This is a genomic window from Gammaproteobacteria bacterium (assembly GCA_028817255.1).
Classification (GTDB): Bacteria; Pseudomonadota; Gammaproteobacteria; order Porifericomitales; family Porifericomitaceae; genus Porifericomes; species Porifericomes azotivorans.
Window position 1 is genome coordinate 1 of record JAPPQA010000056.1, and the last position, 14,844, is coordinate 14,844.

Annotated in this window: 14 protein-coding genes; 3 read left to right on the forward strand and 11 right to left on the reverse strand. The window is 66.0% G+C overall.

The window, feature by feature from the left end; all coding sequences use genetic code 11:
- Positions 1-11: 11 nt before the first annotated feature.
- The 9 genes from OXU43_02860 to alaC all read right to left on the reverse strand — a co-directional run bounded on the left by OXU43_02860 (position 12) and on the right by alaC (position 9,619).
- Entirely contained in the window at positions 12-353 is a 342-nt protein-coding gene (locus tag OXU43_02860) for a hypothetical protein (protein ID MDD9824100.1), read from the reverse strand.
- Complete coding sequence (locus tag OXU43_02865) at positions 350-733, reverse strand: P-II family nitrogen regulator (GenBank protein ID MDD9824101.1); 384 nt, start codon at positions 731-733, stop codon at positions 350-352. Before OXU43_02865 ends, OXU43_02860 begins: the two co-directional genes overlap by 4 nt.
- Positions 730-2,499, reverse strand: coding sequence for a DUF1538 domain-containing protein (locus OXU43_02870; GenBank protein MDD9824102.1), 1,770 nt, complete (start codon positions 2,497-2,499; stop codon positions 730-732). Before OXU43_02870 ends, OXU43_02865 begins: the two co-directional genes overlap by 4 nt.
- A gap of 395 nt (positions 2,500-2,894) precedes the next feature.
- Positions 2,895-3,818 (reverse strand): Dam family site-specific DNA-(adenine-N6)-methyltransferase, encoded by a 924-nt coding sequence (locus OXU43_02875; protein MDD9824103.1) that lies wholly within the window; start codon positions 3,816-3,818, stop codon positions 2,895-2,897.
- On the reverse strand, positions 3,815-4,636 hold the full coding sequence (locus OXU43_02880) for a restriction endonuclease (protein ID MDD9824104.1): 822 nt from the start codon (positions 4,634-4,636) through the stop codon (positions 3,815-3,817). Before OXU43_02880 ends, OXU43_02875 begins: the two co-directional genes overlap by 4 nt.
- Positions 4,637-4,825: 189 nt before the next feature.
- Positions 4,826-5,923 carry a hypothetical protein gene (locus OXU43_02885; protein ID MDD9824105.1) on the reverse strand — a complete coding sequence of 366 codons (1,098 nt, stop codon included), beginning with the start codon at positions 5,921-5,923 and terminating at the stop codon, positions 4,826-4,828.
- Positions 5,924-5,952: 29 nt separating this feature from the next.
- Complete coding sequence (gene thrC, locus OXU43_02890; protein MDD9824106.1) at positions 5,953-7,050, reverse strand: threonine synthase; 1,098 nt, start codon at positions 7,048-7,050, stop codon at positions 5,953-5,955.
- Positions 7,047-8,351 (reverse strand): homoserine dehydrogenase, encoded by a 1,305-nt coding sequence (locus OXU43_02895; GenBank protein MDD9824107.1) that lies wholly within the window; start codon positions 8,349-8,351, stop codon positions 7,047-7,049. Before OXU43_02895 ends, thrC begins: the two co-directional genes overlap by 4 nt.
- Positions 8,352-8,395: 44 nt before the next feature.
- Entirely contained in the window at positions 8,396-9,619 is a 1,224-nt protein-coding gene (gene alaC, locus OXU43_02900; protein ID MDD9824108.1) for an alanine transaminase, read from the reverse strand.
- 164 nt (positions 9,620-9,783) lie between these two features.
- Here alaC and OXU43_02905 point away from each other — a divergent pair, with 164 nt between their 5' ends.
- From OXU43_02905 to OXU43_02915, 3 genes are read left to right on the forward strand one after another with little or no spacing between them, the layout of a single operon-like run.
- Positions 9,784-10,602, forward strand: coding sequence for a carbon-nitrogen hydrolase family protein (locus OXU43_02905; GenBank protein ID MDD9824109.1), 819 nt, complete (start codon positions 9,784-9,786; stop codon positions 10,600-10,602).
- Positions 10,599-12,080 carry a metalloprotease TldD gene (tldD, locus tag OXU43_02910; GenBank protein ID MDD9824110.1) on the forward strand — a complete coding sequence of 494 codons (1,482 nt, stop codon included), beginning with the start codon at positions 10,599-10,601 and terminating at the stop codon, positions 12,078-12,080. Before OXU43_02905 ends, tldD begins: the two co-directional genes overlap by 4 nt.
- Positions 12,081-12,133: 53 nt before the next feature.
- Positions 12,134-12,346: a hypothetical protein gene (locus OXU43_02915; GenBank protein ID MDD9824111.1), complete on the forward strand. Its 213-nt coding sequence runs from the start codon at positions 12,134-12,136 to the stop codon at positions 12,344-12,346.
- 85 nt (positions 12,347-12,431) lie between these two features.
- On the opposite strand, the gene OXU43_02920 is transcribed toward OXU43_02915, so the two are convergent.
- Both OXU43_02920 and aroC read right to left on the reverse strand, forming a co-directional pair.
- Complete coding sequence (locus tag OXU43_02920) at positions 12,432-13,679, reverse strand: MFS transporter (GenBank protein ID MDD9824112.1); 1,248 nt, start codon at positions 13,677-13,679, stop codon at positions 12,432-12,434.
- Positions 13,676-14,797 (reverse strand): chorismate synthase, encoded by a 1,122-nt coding sequence (gene aroC, locus OXU43_02925; GenBank protein ID MDD9824113.1) that lies wholly within the window; start codon positions 14,795-14,797, stop codon positions 13,676-13,678. The genes OXU43_02920 and aroC overlap by 4 nt, the downstream gene beginning before the upstream one ends.
- Between the last annotated feature and the right edge of the window lie 47 nt (positions 14,798-14,844).

A 14,844-nucleotide genomic window follows, 5' to 3' on the forward strand; every position in this document is an offset into this window, starting at 1 on the left:
CGCCGGGGCGCTTATTCCTCGTCCGGCACCTCCGGGAGGACGAAGGCACTGGCGGGACCCAACTCGTGCATGAACAGGATGCCTCCGTGCGGACGCGCGATGTCGGCCCGCTCGAATACGAAATCGAAGAGCTCGTCGGCCGTTGCGGCAGGCACGACGATGGAAACCACCTCCTTTTCCGACTGCGCGCCGATGCCGCGATAGGCCAGCGGCGTAATGCGCCCGACGCCGCGTGCGGACTTGACGCTGGCGCGGAGTATGTCCTTCTCCTTGCGCAAGATTTCCAGCAGCCCCGCGGCGACGCCCTTGGGCAAAATACAGAGCAACAGTTTGCAAGGCGCCTCCCGGTTCATTCGCCGCCCTCCCCGGCCGGCTGGCGGGCAAGGCGCTCGGCGATCTCGCGCGGGACGTAGGTGGCCGCCTTCTCCAGCGGCGTCACGTAGATAAAACCCATGCCGGGCGTATCCAGTTTCCCCGCCGCGTACATCCTCTCGAAGATGCGATCCACCTGGTCATTGGCCACCACGATCATGATCACCTCTTTCTCGACCTCCACCGTGACCCCGAATACCCCCAACCGCTCGCGCACGCCGGTACCGCGGGCGAAATAGACGGTCGCTCCCTGCGCGCCGGCGTCCTGAGCGGCCGTTACGATGGCATCGGCCGCGCCGCGCTGAACGATACAGGTGATCAGCGCCGCGTCGGTCAGTACCGTGACATTGCGCGTACTCATGTCGTTGCCTCCATCGCCTCGGATTGGGTGTATTCGCGGCGGCGGCGCAGCCGGATGGACCAGCGGATCCACAAGCCGGTGGCCAGCACCGACAGGATCGGACCGATGGAGGCCATTGCCAGGATGCCGAAGCCCTCAATGGCGCCCACTGCGTTGCCCAGCCCCAAACCCATGGCCAACACCAGGGGGACGGTCACGGGGCCGGTGGTCACGCCGGCACTGTCCCAGGCGATATTGACGAACTCTTCGGTGGACAGCGCGGTCAGCACCAGCGCCGCCCCGTAACCGGGAACGATCAGCCAGTGGATGGGGATGGAGAATACGATCTTGAGTACGCCCAGCGCGATGCCAGTGCCGACGCCGAAGGAAACGGCGTACATCAGCGCGGCCTTGCGGAAAGCGCCGTTGCTCAAACTCTCTACGGTATGCCCGAGCGCATTGAGCGCCGGTTCGGCGAGCGTCGCGCCAAACCCGAGCAGCCAGGAGAACAAGATGGCGATGCCGATGCCGAAAGCGAAGGCGTACAGCGGCGATTCGCTCACGGCATCAATCCGGGTAAAGGCCGCCGGCACGAGGCTGCCCGATTGCCCGCCCAGTTTGGCCAGGCCGTAGCTGAGCCCCACGCCGAAGACCACCATGCCGAGCACAGCGAGCACGATGCCGTAGGCGATGGTGCCGGGCTGGCGCACCCGCTCACGCAGCACCGCAAGCATGACGACCAGCAAAAAGACGACCAGGGGAACGATGGCGCGCACGCCGAGTATCGTTTCCGCATAAGGGGTGCGTTCGTACCAATGCGGCGCCGTGCCGTCCGGCGCCGCGCTCCGCGCCATTTCGATAATATCCTGCGGCGAACTGCCCGCCGCCACCGTGATCGCCAGCAGATATACCGCGACGATGGGAAACAGCGAGGCCAGGGTCACGATCCCGAAACCGGACAGCGAAGAGCTGCCCTTGCCCGCCGCCGCCGCGATGCCGATACCGAGCGACAGCACCAGCGGCACGGTTACCGGGCCGGTGGTGACCGCGCCGCAATCCCAGGCCAGTCCCATCGTCTTGGCCAGTTCTTCGTCGCCGGCGACATAAATCGTCAGCGCCAACAGCGGGGCGACGCTCAGGTAGATCAACGGCTTTAAACTCCAACCGCGGATAAAGCGCAGGGTGCCCAGAACCGCCGCCAGACCGACGCCGGCGCCGACCATCAGCACCAGCGTATCGGCGTGAAAATTGAGCAGCGCGTAAAGATAGGGCGCCCTTTCCGCCTGGACGATGGCGCCGGCCGCCTTGAGCGCGCCAATGGCGGGTTCGGCGAAAGTTACCCCGATGCCGAGCAGAAACGCGACGGTCAGCACGACCGGCAGGCGCGATTTCTTCGGCAGCACGTTGCCGATGGTCTCCCCAAAGGGCATCAGCCCAACCTTCAGCCCCTCCATAAACAGCATCAGCCCGACGATCACCGACAGCAGACCGGCAACGATCACCCATGAATCGGTGACGCTTTGCTGCAGAATCAGCAGCTGGAACAGGATCAGGTACGCCGCCAGCTGGATCACCACCCGCGCCTGTTCCCAAAAGCGCGTACCTATATAAGGGCGCAACAGGCGGTACATGTCTATCGGCCGCAGCCGCAGCTGCGACGGCCGGTACGGCAATTCCCGGCCCTGCGCGTCGTGCTCGATCGCCGGAATCAGCGCGCTGTAGCTTAGTTGGCGCTGGTGCAGCGTCAATTCCCGCACCAAGGCGCCGAAACGTATTTTGCGTGCCATAAATCCGATTACCGTATCCGCGATTCCCGATTCCCGTATCCGCGGGCCGTCCCCGGTTCGTCTCCCGTGCAAGCCCCCGCGCGCCAGCGGCAACAGACGCGGCACCAGGCTGGCCAGTGCCTTCCCCGATATGGAGACATTATAAGCGGCGTTGCGCTAGCGCGGATATTGCACGATCGTCCCCGAGCATTCGTTCGCGCTGGATTTTGCCCTCACCCCAACCCTCTCCCGGAGGGAGAGGGAGAAGAGGGCGCCCTTTCTTCACTTCCCTCTCCCTTTGGGAGAGGGACCGAGGGTGAGGGCGGAAAACGGCTCAGGCCCAGTCCGACAGGCTACTAGCGCGGATAGGCAGCGAAAGGGCGGCGGCTCCGCCGCCTTCCCGGTGGCTTGTTTCGCTACAGTCGCAACCCGAAAGATGCTCGTTTCTCCATAAGCTTCATTTGCTCGGCTTCGATGGTCACAGGCTTTTTATAGGTGGCCACATAGTTCGTCACTAGAGCTTCGAGCATCGGGTTGCGATTCTTCTCCTTTGCTCCCAAATGATAGAAATGTTCGCGAGTCAGATATGGGTACCGGGCCCAAATTGTGGATAAATTCTCGTTTTTCCTAAAGTCGTTACTATGCCAAGTAGAAAGGATAAAGCGCGATCTTGTAGATGCAAGGGCGGAATTCAGGTTGCGTTCGTTGTCCTCATTCCAGCCGTTGTAATAATCCGTGTGTCGCCCGATATAGGGCGGATCGCAATAGAGCATGTCTCCGGATTTTGCCATTTGGACGGTTTCCAGGAAATCTTGGCGGATAAATTCGTAGTCGCCCATAGACAGCGCATTTGCGATTGATTGAATTTGATTGCAGATTTTTGTGATATATGCTGGCGAAAAGCGGTTCGGCTTGTTGCAAAATGGGACGTTAAAGTTGCCTTTTCGATTGAATCGAATCATGCCATTGAAGCATGCCCGGTTCAGAAAAAGAAAATCGAGAGGGTTACCGCGGACATTGAAACGATTCCGAACATCGTAGAAATATTGTCCGTCCGTTCGTTTCAAGATAGCTCCTTCGTTGACCAGGAAAGAGCGGGCGATTCTAGAGGTGATTTCCCCCCGCTTGATTGCCTCGTAAAATCGAATGATATGCGGGTTACTGTCAGCGAGAATTACCCGTTTGGCTTGTAAATTGAAAGCGACCACGCCTGAACCCATGAAGGGCTCAATCCACCGCCCTTGAAAATTCGCGGGCATAATGGAGCGAATCCAAGGAACGAGTTTCGTCTTTATTCCCTGGCATTTGATGGGTGGGACAATTGTGATTGCACGAGTCATTTCAAGTTGTTCCTTGGGACAATTAGCGATGGGTTGCCCTTTCGATATTTCACAAAATCTTCCAGTGAAGCGATTTTCCCCTTCTTTGTGGTGATTCTACCATAATTCATCCAGTAGTCGTTAAACCAGTTTTCTCCCAGCCTGCGGAACATTCCATTCCCGTCCACAATGTCTTGAATTCTCTGGATGCTGCCGATGTTTGCCGTGTTTCCAGAGCCTCTCTTGTCACTTGCAATACGCCACTTTTCAGCAACAAAGAATTGGATATTTGAAATTACTGAGGTGATTGAGTGGAGATCGTCTATGGAGTATTGCCTGGTCTCTTCCAGGCTCGCTTCCTGGTTGCGGTCATAAATAATCCCGAGACAGAAGTGTCCGGAGTAAGAGCCATAGGGGAATCGAATGTTTTTTGTGCTATTTCGATCTCGGAAATACGTTCCGTGAGATCCAAGAGTAAAGCCGTTACACAGCCAGCGTTTGGAATCGAGCCGATAAGTGGTTTTGAAGTCCACGGCGAATTTGAATTCTTTCCTTTTCGCCTTCCTGGGAAGGATGAAAGAAATATCCGGATAGTGATTCTGGTGCTCCGGCAATACGACCTTGTAGCCACTCTTACCGGCAAACTCCATGATTTTTGGGAACAGGTGAATCTCAAGTATCTTGGAAATGATTTTTGTGTCCGAAGAAATCGTATAGACATTTCGGAATGCGTCAACGAAGCCCTTCACGGCCCACTGGTCGTTACCTGTGCTGATATGCCGAGAGAGCCCCTTGGAGAATTTCTGTAGCGCAGCCGCGAATTCCGTTTTTGCGCTCATTCCCTCATTCTGACACAAGCCGGTGCGACTTGGCCAGAAGCCCTTGTGGGTGATTTGAAGTCCGTGCGGGTGGAATGAGGGATACGGTGCGGTGGTTCTTTGCGGCGGGAGGCGCCTGGCGAATCGAAGCGGCGCGCTGACGGAGCGGTCACGGGAGACCCAATTGACTTTTCGGGGGACGGCAATGCGCTACTCGCGCAGCAGGGAGGCGAAGGGGCGGCGGCGGCGCCAGAAGCGCCAGGCGGCATAGCGGCCCAGCAGAAACTCCCGCTCGTCCGCGATAATGCGCAACGCGCCCAAGCGGCCGCCGCGCAGGGCCCGGGCCGCGGGCGACAGCCAGCCTTCCCACAGACGTTCCAGGCAGCGCCGCCAACCGTCTCCGTCGCCTTGCCGGCAATGCCGCAGGGCCTCGCCGGCGACCGCCAACAGCCGCCCGCCGGCCTGCGTCTCCGCCAGGGGCGCCGTTTCCGGGAACAAGGCATACGGCAGATCGTGCAGCCGGGCCAGCGCCGGAAGCAGCGCCTCCGCATCGGCCTCGGCGTCGCCATATACCCGCGTCCAGGGCGGCGACGGCGACGGCGGCGGCAGGACGCCCGCGCCCCAACACCACAGCGCGTTGATCGGCGGCTCGCCCCGCCGCTCGCGCTCCCGGTTCGCATCGCTGGCATGGAGCGCCATCTGCGCCTCGCTGGCAAGCCGCGCCCAGTCGTCGCGGTCGGGGCCCGCGGGCAAAAGCTCCCGGAGGTCGCGCCCCACCGCCATGCCGGGCGGAACGGTGAGCAGGCGCGGCAGGCTCGGCAGGCGCAGATACCAGCGCTGCGGGCGCGCGACCTCCAGCGCGGCGCCGGCGCGGGCGTAGATCTCGCGCGCCGCCGCCGCCAGCGCCTCCGCATCGGCACGCCCCAGGCGGCAGGACGCGGCATCCAACAGGGTCGCGCCGCTGCGAGTGACGGCCCAGTGCACGGGGTCGGCGCGCATCCACACCGCTGGCCCGCGCTCGTCGCGGGCCGGCTCCGGGGGCACTGCGGCCTCGGCAACATCGTGCAGGCGGGTCAGCGCGGCCACCGGCAACTCGCGCCCGGCGCCGGGATGCAGGCCGAATAATTCCAGCAGCCGCCCCTCCGGAGACTCCGGCGCCAGGCGCCGGACGGCGGCGCGGGCCAGCAGGCTCTCCAGGGCGGGGAAGCGAGGCGCCGCCGCCGGCAACAGGCGCGGCGGCCCGAACAGCCCGGGAACGACCAGCGCCAACTGGCCTGGCAGGCGGCGGGACGGCAGTACGCGGTGCACGGGGGCGCAGGACGGCCGCCGGGCGGCGCTCAGCCGCGCGCGTACCGGGCGATGATGCGGCGAATCTCTTCGGGGTCGGGCGCCGCCCGGACGATATCCCCCTCCACCTGGCGGAGCGCGATGTCCGGGTCCTTGAGGCCATGACCGGTCAGCGTGCAGACCACGGTGCTCCCGGCGGCGATGCGCCCCTGGCGGCAATCGTCAATCAGGCCGGCCAGCGCCGCCGCCGAGGCCGGTTCGCAGAAGACGCCTTCCGCCGCCAGCAGCCTTTGCGCGGCCAGCAGTTCCTCGTCCTGGCAACAGGCGAACCAGCCCTGCGACTCGCGGCACGCCTGCCAGGCCAGGTCCCAGGACTGCGGCTTGCCGATGCGAATCGCCGTCGCCACGGTCTCGGGCGCCGCCACCGGCTCGCCGCCCACGAAGGGCGCGGCGCCGGCGGCCTGGTAGCCGCACATCCGAGGACAGGCGGAGATGGCCCCGTCGTCGCGGTACTCCCGATATCCCATCCAATAAGCCGATATGTTGCCGGCGTTGCCCACCGGCAGGCAGTGGTAATCCGGGGCGCGGCCCAGCACGTCCACGACCTCGAAAGCGGCGCTTTTCTGGCCCTGCAGACGCCAGGGGTTGACCGAGTTGACGACGGCAAGCTCTCCCGAGCGGGCCAGCTCCCGCACTATCTGCATCCCGTCGTCGAAGTTGCCTTGGATCTGCACCACCACGGCGCCGTGCATCAGCGCCTGGGCCAGCTTGCCGCGCGCGATCTTCCCCTCCGGGATCAGGACGAAGGCGGCGAGGCCGGCGCGCGCCGCGTAGGCGGCCGCCGAGGCGGAGGTATTGCCGGTAGAGGCGCAAACCACCGCCCGCTGGCCGGCGGCGAGGGCATGCGTCACCGCCAGAGTCATGCCGCGATCTTTGAAGGAGCCAGTGGGATTCAGCCCTTCGCACTTCGCATACAGCTCCAGTTCCACGCCCAGTCGTTCCGCGGCGCCCTCCAGGCGCAACAGCGGCGTGTCGCCCTCGCCCAGGCTGATCACCCGGGCGCCGGCGGGCACGGACAGCCGCTCCCGGTAACGCCGGATCACGCCGCCGCCCGGCGCCAGCCGCGGGGCCTGCACCGAGACGCTCACGCCAGGGTCTCCAGACGAATGCGGGCGATGTCTCCGGAGACGGCGTCCAGGCGGCGAATCTTTGCCAGCGCCCGGTCCATGCGCCCCTCCAGAACTTGCTGGGTCAGCAGAATCACCGGCACGCGCGCAGCGGAAGATGCCGGCTCCTTCTGCAGCACCGCCTCGATGCTGATCTGGAACTCTCCCAGGATTCCGGCCACCTGCGACAACACGCCGGGCCGGTCTTCGGCCTGCAGGCGCAGATAATAGGCGGTGGTCGCGCGCTCCATGTCCAGGACGGGGATGTCCTCCAGGGGCTCGAAGGCGAGATAGGGCACCTGCCGCTCGGGAGCGCCGCCCATCATGCGGCTGATGTCCACCAAATCGGCCACCACCGCCGAGGCGGTGGGCGCGCCGCCCGCGCCGGGGCCGTAATAGGCATTGGCGCCCAGGGCGTCGCCGTGCAGAAACACGGCGTTCATGGCGCCGCATACCCCCGCCAGCAAATGACTCCGCGGGACCAGCGTCGGGTGCACGCGCAACTCGATCCCCTCGGGCGAGCGGCGGGCGATCCCCAAGTGCTTGACGCAGTAGCCCAACTCCCGGGCGTAGGCGATATCCTCCGCCGCGATCCCCTCGATGCCCTCGCGGTAAACCCGGTCGAAGCGCAACGGGATGCCAAAGGCGATGGCGGCCAGGATCGTCAATTTGTGGGCAGCGTCGGTGCCCTCGATGTCGAAGCGCGGGTCGGCCTCGGCGTAGCCCAGGCGCTGGGCCTCGGCCAATATGTCGGCAAAACCGCCCCTGCTTTCGCCCATGGCGCTCAGAATGTAATTCGTCGTGCCGTTGATGATCCCGGCAAGCGAGGCGATGCGGTTGCCCGCAAGCCCCTCGCGGATGGCCTTGACGATGGGAATGCCGCCCGCCACGGCGGCCTCGAAGGCGACGACGACGCCGCGGCGCCGGGCGGCGGCAAAGATTTCGTCCCCGTGCAGAGCGATCAGCGCCTTGTTGGCGGTGACCACATGCTTGCCGTGCTCCAGCGCCTCCAGGACCCATTGCCGCGCCGGCGACAAGCCGCCCATCAGCTCGACCACCACATCTATTTCCCGGGCGGCGACCACCGCTCGCGAGTCGGCGACCAGTTCGATCCCGTCCGTAGCCACTGGCCGCTTGCGCCCCGGATCGCGAACGCAGGCGCAAGCGAGGACGATCTCGCGCCCCGCCCGGCGTCGAATCTCCTCGCGGTTGCGCCGCAGGACCTCCGCCGTGGCGCCGCCCACGGTGCCCAGCCCGAGCAGCCCTACTCGCAGCGGCGCCAACAGTCCCCCCCGGGACGAGCCCGGGTCCCGCCGCCGCGCACCGGCTATCCCCTCCCCGCCAGAGGCACCGCCCGCGGGCCGGCGTCGGCGCGCAGCATCTCCCGAATGCCGCGCACGGCCTGGCGGGTGCGGTGCGCGTTCTCGATCAGGGAAAAGCGCACATATCCCTCGCCGTACTCTCCGAAGCCCACGCCGGGAGAGACCGCCACCCGGGCCTGCAACAGCATTTTCTTGGCGAACTCCAGGGAACCCAGCGCGCGGCAGGACTCGGGTATGCGGGCCCAAACGAACATGGTCGCCCGCGGCTTCGCCACCGGCCAACCGGCGGCGTTCATGCCGTCGCACAGCACGTCGCGGCGCTTGCGGTACATCTCGCGCACCTGTTCCACGCAGTCCTGCGGCCCCTGCAGGGCGGCCAGGGCGGCCACCTGCACGGGAGTGAACAGACCGTAATCCATATAAGACTTCAGCCGCGCCAGGGCATGCACCAACTTGCGGTTGCCCACCATAAAGCCCACGCGCCAGCCCGGCATGTTGTAACTCTTGGACATGGTGAAGAACTCCACCGCCACCTCCCGGGCGCCCGGCACCTGCAGGATGGAAGGCGCCTGGTAACCGTCGAACACGAGGTCGGCGTAAGCCAGGTCCTGCACCACCCAGATCTTGTACTCCCGCGCCATCTCCACGACCCTCTCGAAGAACGGCGCCTCTACGCACAGCGTCGTCGGGTTGGAGGGAAAGTTGAGCAGCAGCAGCTTCGGGCGCGGCCAGCAGCGGTGAATTGCCTGCTCCAGTTCGGCGAAGAAATCGCTGCCCGAACCGATGGGCACGTGCCGCACGTCGGCGCCCGCGATCACATGACCGAAACAATGGATGGGATAGGCGGGATTGGGAATCAGCACCACATCGCCATGGTCCGCCACCGCCATCGCCAAGTGCGCCAGCCCCTCCTTCGAGCCCATGGTGACGATCGCCTCGGTTTCCGGATCCAATTCGACGTTGTAGCGGCGCCGGTACCATTGGCAGATGGCCTCGCGCAGGCGCAGAATGCCGCGCGAGGTGGAATAGCGATGGGTATCGAGACGGCGCGACACTTCGCTCAACTTCTCGATTACGTGACGCGGCGGCGGCTGGTCGGGATTGCCCATGCCGAAATCCACGATATCCTCCCCCCGCCGTCGTGCCGCCATCTTCAGCTCGTCAACGATGTGGAAGACGTAGGGGGGGAGACGCCCTACCCGCGCAAATTCCTCTCTATCCTCTGCCATTTTGGGTAAACTTGTCCGCGATCTTCCCGGCATTTTCGTTGCGTAACGTGCTAGTCTAGCATAGCCTCCCGGCAGGCGGCGAACAGGCAACGACAGTTGGGCGACGACGGCCGGCGACGAGGGCCGGCGCGACCACCGGCAGCGGAGCGCACAGGAAACGGAACATGACCCGAATCGCAGCGGTGCAAATGACCTCCACGGACCGCGTGGACGACAACCTGGCGGCGGCGGAGCGGCTGATATCCCAGGCCGCCGCCGACGGCGCCCGTCTCGTGTTGCTGCCGGAGAATTTCGCCTTCATCGGCCGCGGCGAAGAAGACAAGCTGCGCCACCGGGAGCGACCGGGCGACGGCGCGCTACAGCGCTTCCTGGGCGAAACCGCGCAGCGCCACGACATCTGGCTGGTGGCGGGCACCGTCCCGGTCGCCGGCAGGGAGCCGCGAAAAACGCTGGGACGCTGCCTGCTGTTCGACCCGGAAGGAAAGCGCGCGGCCCACTACGACAAGATCCACCTGTTCGACGTAGAAGTGAACGGAAAGGAGCGGCTGAGCTACCGGGAGTCCCTGGCCACGGAGGCCGGCAGCGAGGTCGTGGTGGTCCCGACGCCGCTCGCCAACATCGGCCTGTCGGTCTGCTACGACCTGCGCTTCCCCGAACTGTACCGCGCCATGCACCGCGACGGCGTACAGCTGATCTGCGTGCCCGCGGCCTTTACCGAACCCACCGGACGGGCGCACTGGCACTTCCTGCTGCGCGCCCGCGCGGTGGAAAATCTGTGCTACGTGCTCGCCGCCAACCAGGACGGGCGCCATGCCGACGGCCGGGCCACTTACGGACACAGCCTGATCGTCGATCCCTGGGGGCGAATCCTGGCGGAGGCGGAGGCCGGACCGGGCGTAGTGACGGCAGACATGGAGCTGTCCGGTCTGCAGGAAATGCGGGAACGGTTCCCCGCGCTGAACCATCGGAGGTTGTCGTTATGAGCGCCGCGAAAGAGTTTATGAACAAGGACCGGGCGCTGCAGATCGCCCGCAAGCGACTGCTGGCGCCGGCAGGGCTGGCCGAGACCGAGTTGGAACGGACGCTGGGGCGCATCATGCGCGGCGGCATAGACTCCGGCGAATTGTATTTCGAGTCCGCGCGCTCGGAGTCCTGGCGCCTCGAAGACGGCGCTGTCAAGGACGCCAGCTACGACTTGAGCGAGGGCGTGGGGGTGCGGGCCGTCCGGGGCAGCCGCACCGGACTCGCCTACTCCGACGAGATCCTGCCAACGGCCTTGCTGCGCGCCGCCGGCACGGCGCGCGGCATCGCCGCCGGCACCCGCGGCGGCCGTCTCCAGGCATGGAAACGGCAGCAGGCGCCGGCGCTGTACCCCGACGGCGATCCGCTCGCCTCCCTGGACACCGAGGCGAAACTCGGCCTGCTGCGACGACTGGATGCCGAGGCGCGCGCCATGGACCCGCGGGTGCAGCAGGTGTTCCTGGGACTGAGCGGTTCCCATACCACCATTCTGGTCGCCGACAGCGACGGCACGCTACAGGCCGACATACGCCCCCTGGTGCGCCTCAACGTGAGCGTGCTGGTCGAACAGAAGGGCCGCCGCGAGCGCGGCAGCTCCGGCGGCGGCGGACGTTTCGGCTACGACTACTTTCTGCAAGAGGGGCGCGCCTCCGGCTACGTCAAAGAGGCGGTGGAATCGGCCCTGGTCAATCTGGAAGCCGAGGCGGCGCCGGCAGGCGCCATGCAGGTCGTGCTGGGCCCCGGCTGGCCCGGCATTCTCCTGCACGAAGCGATCGGACACGGCCTGGAAGGCGACTTCAACCGCAAGCGCATCTCCGCCTTCAGCAACCGCCTCGGCGAGCGGGTGGCCTCCCCTGCCTGCACCATCGTGGACGACGGCACCATACCCAACCGCCGCGGCTCGCTCGCCGTGGACGACGAGGGAACGCCTGCCGAGTGCACCGTGCTGATCGAGCGCGGCATCCTGCGCGGCTACATGCAAGACAAGCTGAACGCCAAGCTCATGGGAATGCGGCCCACCGGCAACGGCCGCCGCGAGTCTTACGCCTGCCTGACCATACCCAGGATGACCAACACCTACATGCTGGCCGGCGAGCATGCGCCGGAAGAGATCATCGCCTCCGTGGAGCGCGGGCTGTACGCCACGCAGTTCGGCGGCGGCCAAGTGGACATCACCAACGGCAGGTTCGTATTCAGCGCCAGCAGCGCCTTCCTCATCGAGCGCGGCAAAGTGACCCGCCCGGTGAAGGGCGCCACCATCATCGGCAACGGCCCGGAGGTGCTCACCCGCATCGCCATGGTAGGCAACGACCTGGCACTGGACAAGGGCATCGGCGTCTGCGGCAAAGAGGGACAATGCGTGCCCGTGGGAGTCGGCCAGCCCACCCTGCGCATAGACGGCATTACCGTCGGCGGCACCCGAATCGCCGGCGCCGACTGACGGCGCGCGCTTCGACAAGGCCCTTGGCCCGGGAGCCGCGATAGAATGGCGCCATGACGCAGGCGAACATTGAGTTGTTGCGCGCCCTGCGCGAGGCGGGCGCGTCCGAGGAGGCGGCGACGGCGGCGGCGCAGTCCGTGGCGCCGGGCGACCAGCTGGCGACGAAGGCGGACTTGGAGGCCCTGGAGGCCCGGCTGGAGGCCCGGCTGACTTGGCGGATGGTGGGGCTGGCGGCTGTCGGGATCGCCATTCTGAAGCTGACCTGACTGCACTATTCAAACGCGGCGCGCGCGAATCCCGCCTGCTGCCCCGCCTGCTGATGCAGGTTGCCGGGGTGCCTGGAGAACCCGTCTATGAAGTCGGCGGAGTCATGCCGCGGCGGAGATAGCGCCAGGCAAGCCAGGCGCCTGCCAGGCTGGCCAGGGCGGCGCACTGGAAGCTCTGCTCCGGGCCGAGGCTGCGCCATGCCCAGCCGCCGCAGAGGCTGCCCGCCGCCAGGCCGGCGCCGAAACTGACGCTGCTGTAGAGGGCCTGGCCGCGACCCAGGTGCGGCTCCGGGAAGAAGCGGCACACGAACTGGATGGCCGCCGCATGGTGCGCGCCGAAGCTGGCGGCGTGCAGCAGTTGGGCGAACAGCAGCACCGGCAGCGAATCCGCCAGGGCGCCGACCAACAGCCAGCGCAAGGCGGCGAGCAGCAAGGCGGCGAGCAACAGGCGGCGCGGCCCCAGCCGCGTCAATACGCGATGCATCACGGTGTAGGCGCATACCTCGGCGAGCACCGCCACGGCCCACAGTTGACCGATCAAGCCGGGGAGATACCCGCGCTCCTGCAGAAACAGCGAGTAATAGACGTAGTAGGGGCCGTGGCTGGCCTGCATCAGAAAGCAGACGGCCAGCAGGGCCAGAACGGGAGGCCGCCGCAGGACGGCGCACAGGGGCGTGGCCATGTCCGCGGGGCGGCCCGCGGGGCAACCGTTTTCGCCCGCCGCCCACGGCAGCATCCCGCTCAAAGCCAACACAGAGAGCAGCAGGCACATCATGATCGCGGGCAGGCTGGCCACGCCGGCGGCCTGGAACCAGAGTCCCAGCGCCCACACCGACACCAGAAAACCGATGGAACCCCAGATGCGCACCCGAGTATAGCCATAGCCGGCAACGCCGAGCTGGCGAAAGGTGGCTGCCTCCACCATCGGCAGCGGCCCGGTCCAGAAAGCGCCGAACAACAGCAGCAGCAACAGGTAGTCTCGGTAAGAGTCCGCGAGGAAGAAGCCGGCGAAACTCAGACAGGCGCCCAGGGTCAGCATACGGATCGCCGCCACCCGGTTGATTTGCAGACGCTCGGCCAGCCAGGCCCAGACGTTGGGCATAACGCTCTTGGTGGCAATCAAAACGGCGGCCAGCAGGCTGATGGCGAAGGCGTCGAAGCCTTGCCGTTTCAGGTACAGCGGCCAGTAGGGGAGCAGGCAACCCAGGACGGCGAAGTAGAAGCAGTAGTAACCCGACAGCCTCCAGTGCGGAAACCCGGCGGGCAGGACGCCGCCGGGCGTCGCGCCAGCCGCGGCGTCGGCCGCTCCGGAAGCGCCCGTAGGGGCTCTCAATCGCGCCCGCCGCCGGTGCCGGTCGCGCTTGCGCCCAGTGCGGGGGTCCGCGAGCGCACGTCCAGGTTCTGGGCGCGGTGGCGCATGGCGTGGTCCATCAGCACCAGGGCCAGCATCGCCTCGGCGATGGGCGTGGCGCGGATGCCCACGCAGGGATCGTGGCGGCCAGTGGTGGCCACCTCCGTCGCCAACCCGCCCGTGTCCACCGTCCGCCCCGGCACGCGGATGCTGGAGGTGGGCTTGAGCGCGATGCCGACCACAATGTCCTGGCCCGTAGAGATGCCGCCCAGCACCCCGCCGGCATGGTTGCTCAAAAAGCCCCTGGGGCTCATCTCGTCGCGATGCTCGGTGCCGCGCTGGCCGACGGCGGCGAAGCCGGCGCCGATCTCTACGCCTTTGACCGCGTTGATACTCATCAGCGCCTTGGCGATATCCGCGTCCAAACGGTCGAACACCGGCTCGCCCCAGCCTGGCGGCACCTGCTCGGCCACCACGTTGACGCGCGCGCCCACCGAGTCGCCCTCCTTCCACAGCGCCTGCATGTACTCTTCCAGCTCCCGGACCCGCCCCGGGTCGGGGCAGAAAAAGGGATTGCGCGCCACCTCGTCCCAGTCCTGCAGTTGCAGACGAATTGGGCCCAGTTGCGCCAGATAGCCGCGAATACGGACACCGTATCGCTGCCGCAGGTATTTCTTGGCAATCCCCGCCGCCGCCACGCGGGCACAGGTCTCGCGCGCCGAGGCGCGGCCGCCGCCGCGGTGGTCGCGGCGGCCGTATTTTTGCTGGTAGGCGTAATCGGCGTGGCCGGGGCGGAACCGGTCGCGCAGCTTGGAATAGTCTCGCGGCCGGGCGTCCTCATTTTCGATCAGCAGCCCGATGGGCGTCCCCAGGGTCGCGCCCTCGGCCACGCCGGAGAGGATCCGCACCCGGTCGCCTTCCCGCCGCTGCGAGACATAGCGGGAACTGGCCGGACGGCGCCGGTCCAGATCGTTCTGCAAGTCCGCCTCGGCGAGCTCCAGCCCCGGCGGACAACCGTCCACGATACAACCGTAGGCGGGGCCGTGGCTTTCGCCAAAAGTGGTGACTGCGAACAGGGTGCCGAAGGTGTTGCCCGACATGGCAACAGTATAGTCTCGAACCGCGATTCCTGCGCAGCTTCGCAAAA

Bases quoted from the DNA above. Each gene is read 5' to 3' on its own strand.
- OXU43_02860 (MDD9824100.1), bottom strand. From the start codon at position 353: ATGAACCGGGAGGCGCCTTGCAAACTGTTGCTCTGTATTTTGCCCAAG.
- OXU43_02865 (MDD9824101.1), bottom strand. From the start codon at position 733: ATGAGTACGCGCAATGTCACGGTACTGACCGACGCGGCGCTGATCACC.
- OXU43_02870 (MDD9824102.1), bottom strand. From the start codon at position 2,499: ATGGCACGCAAAATACGTTTCGGCGCCTTGGTGCGGGAATTGACGCTG.
- OXU43_02875 (MDD9824103.1), bottom strand. From the start codon at position 3,818: ATGACTCGTGCAATCACAATTGTCCCACCCATCAAATGCCAGGGAATA.
- OXU43_02880 (MDD9824104.1), bottom strand. From the start codon at position 4,636: ATGAGCGCAAAAACGGAATTCGCGGCTGCGCTACAGAAATTCTCCAAG.
- alaC (MDD9824108.1), bottom strand. From the start codon at position 9,619: ATGGCAGAGGATAGAGAGGAATTTGCGCGGGTAGGGCGTCTCCCCCCC.
- OXU43_02905 (MDD9824109.1), top strand. From the start codon at position 9,784: ATGACCCGAATCGCAGCGGTGCAAATGACCTCCACGGACCGCGTGGAC.
- tldD (MDD9824110.1), top strand. From the start codon at position 10,599: ATGAGCGCCGCGAAAGAGTTTATGAACAAGGACCGGGCGCTGCAGATC.
- OXU43_02915 (MDD9824111.1), top strand. From the start codon at position 12,134: ATGACGCAGGCGAACATTGAGTTGTTGCGCGCCCTGCGCGAGGCGGGC.
- aroC (MDD9824113.1), bottom strand. From the start codon at position 14,797: ATGTCGGGCAACACCTTCGGCACCCTGTTCGCAGTCACCACTTTTGGC.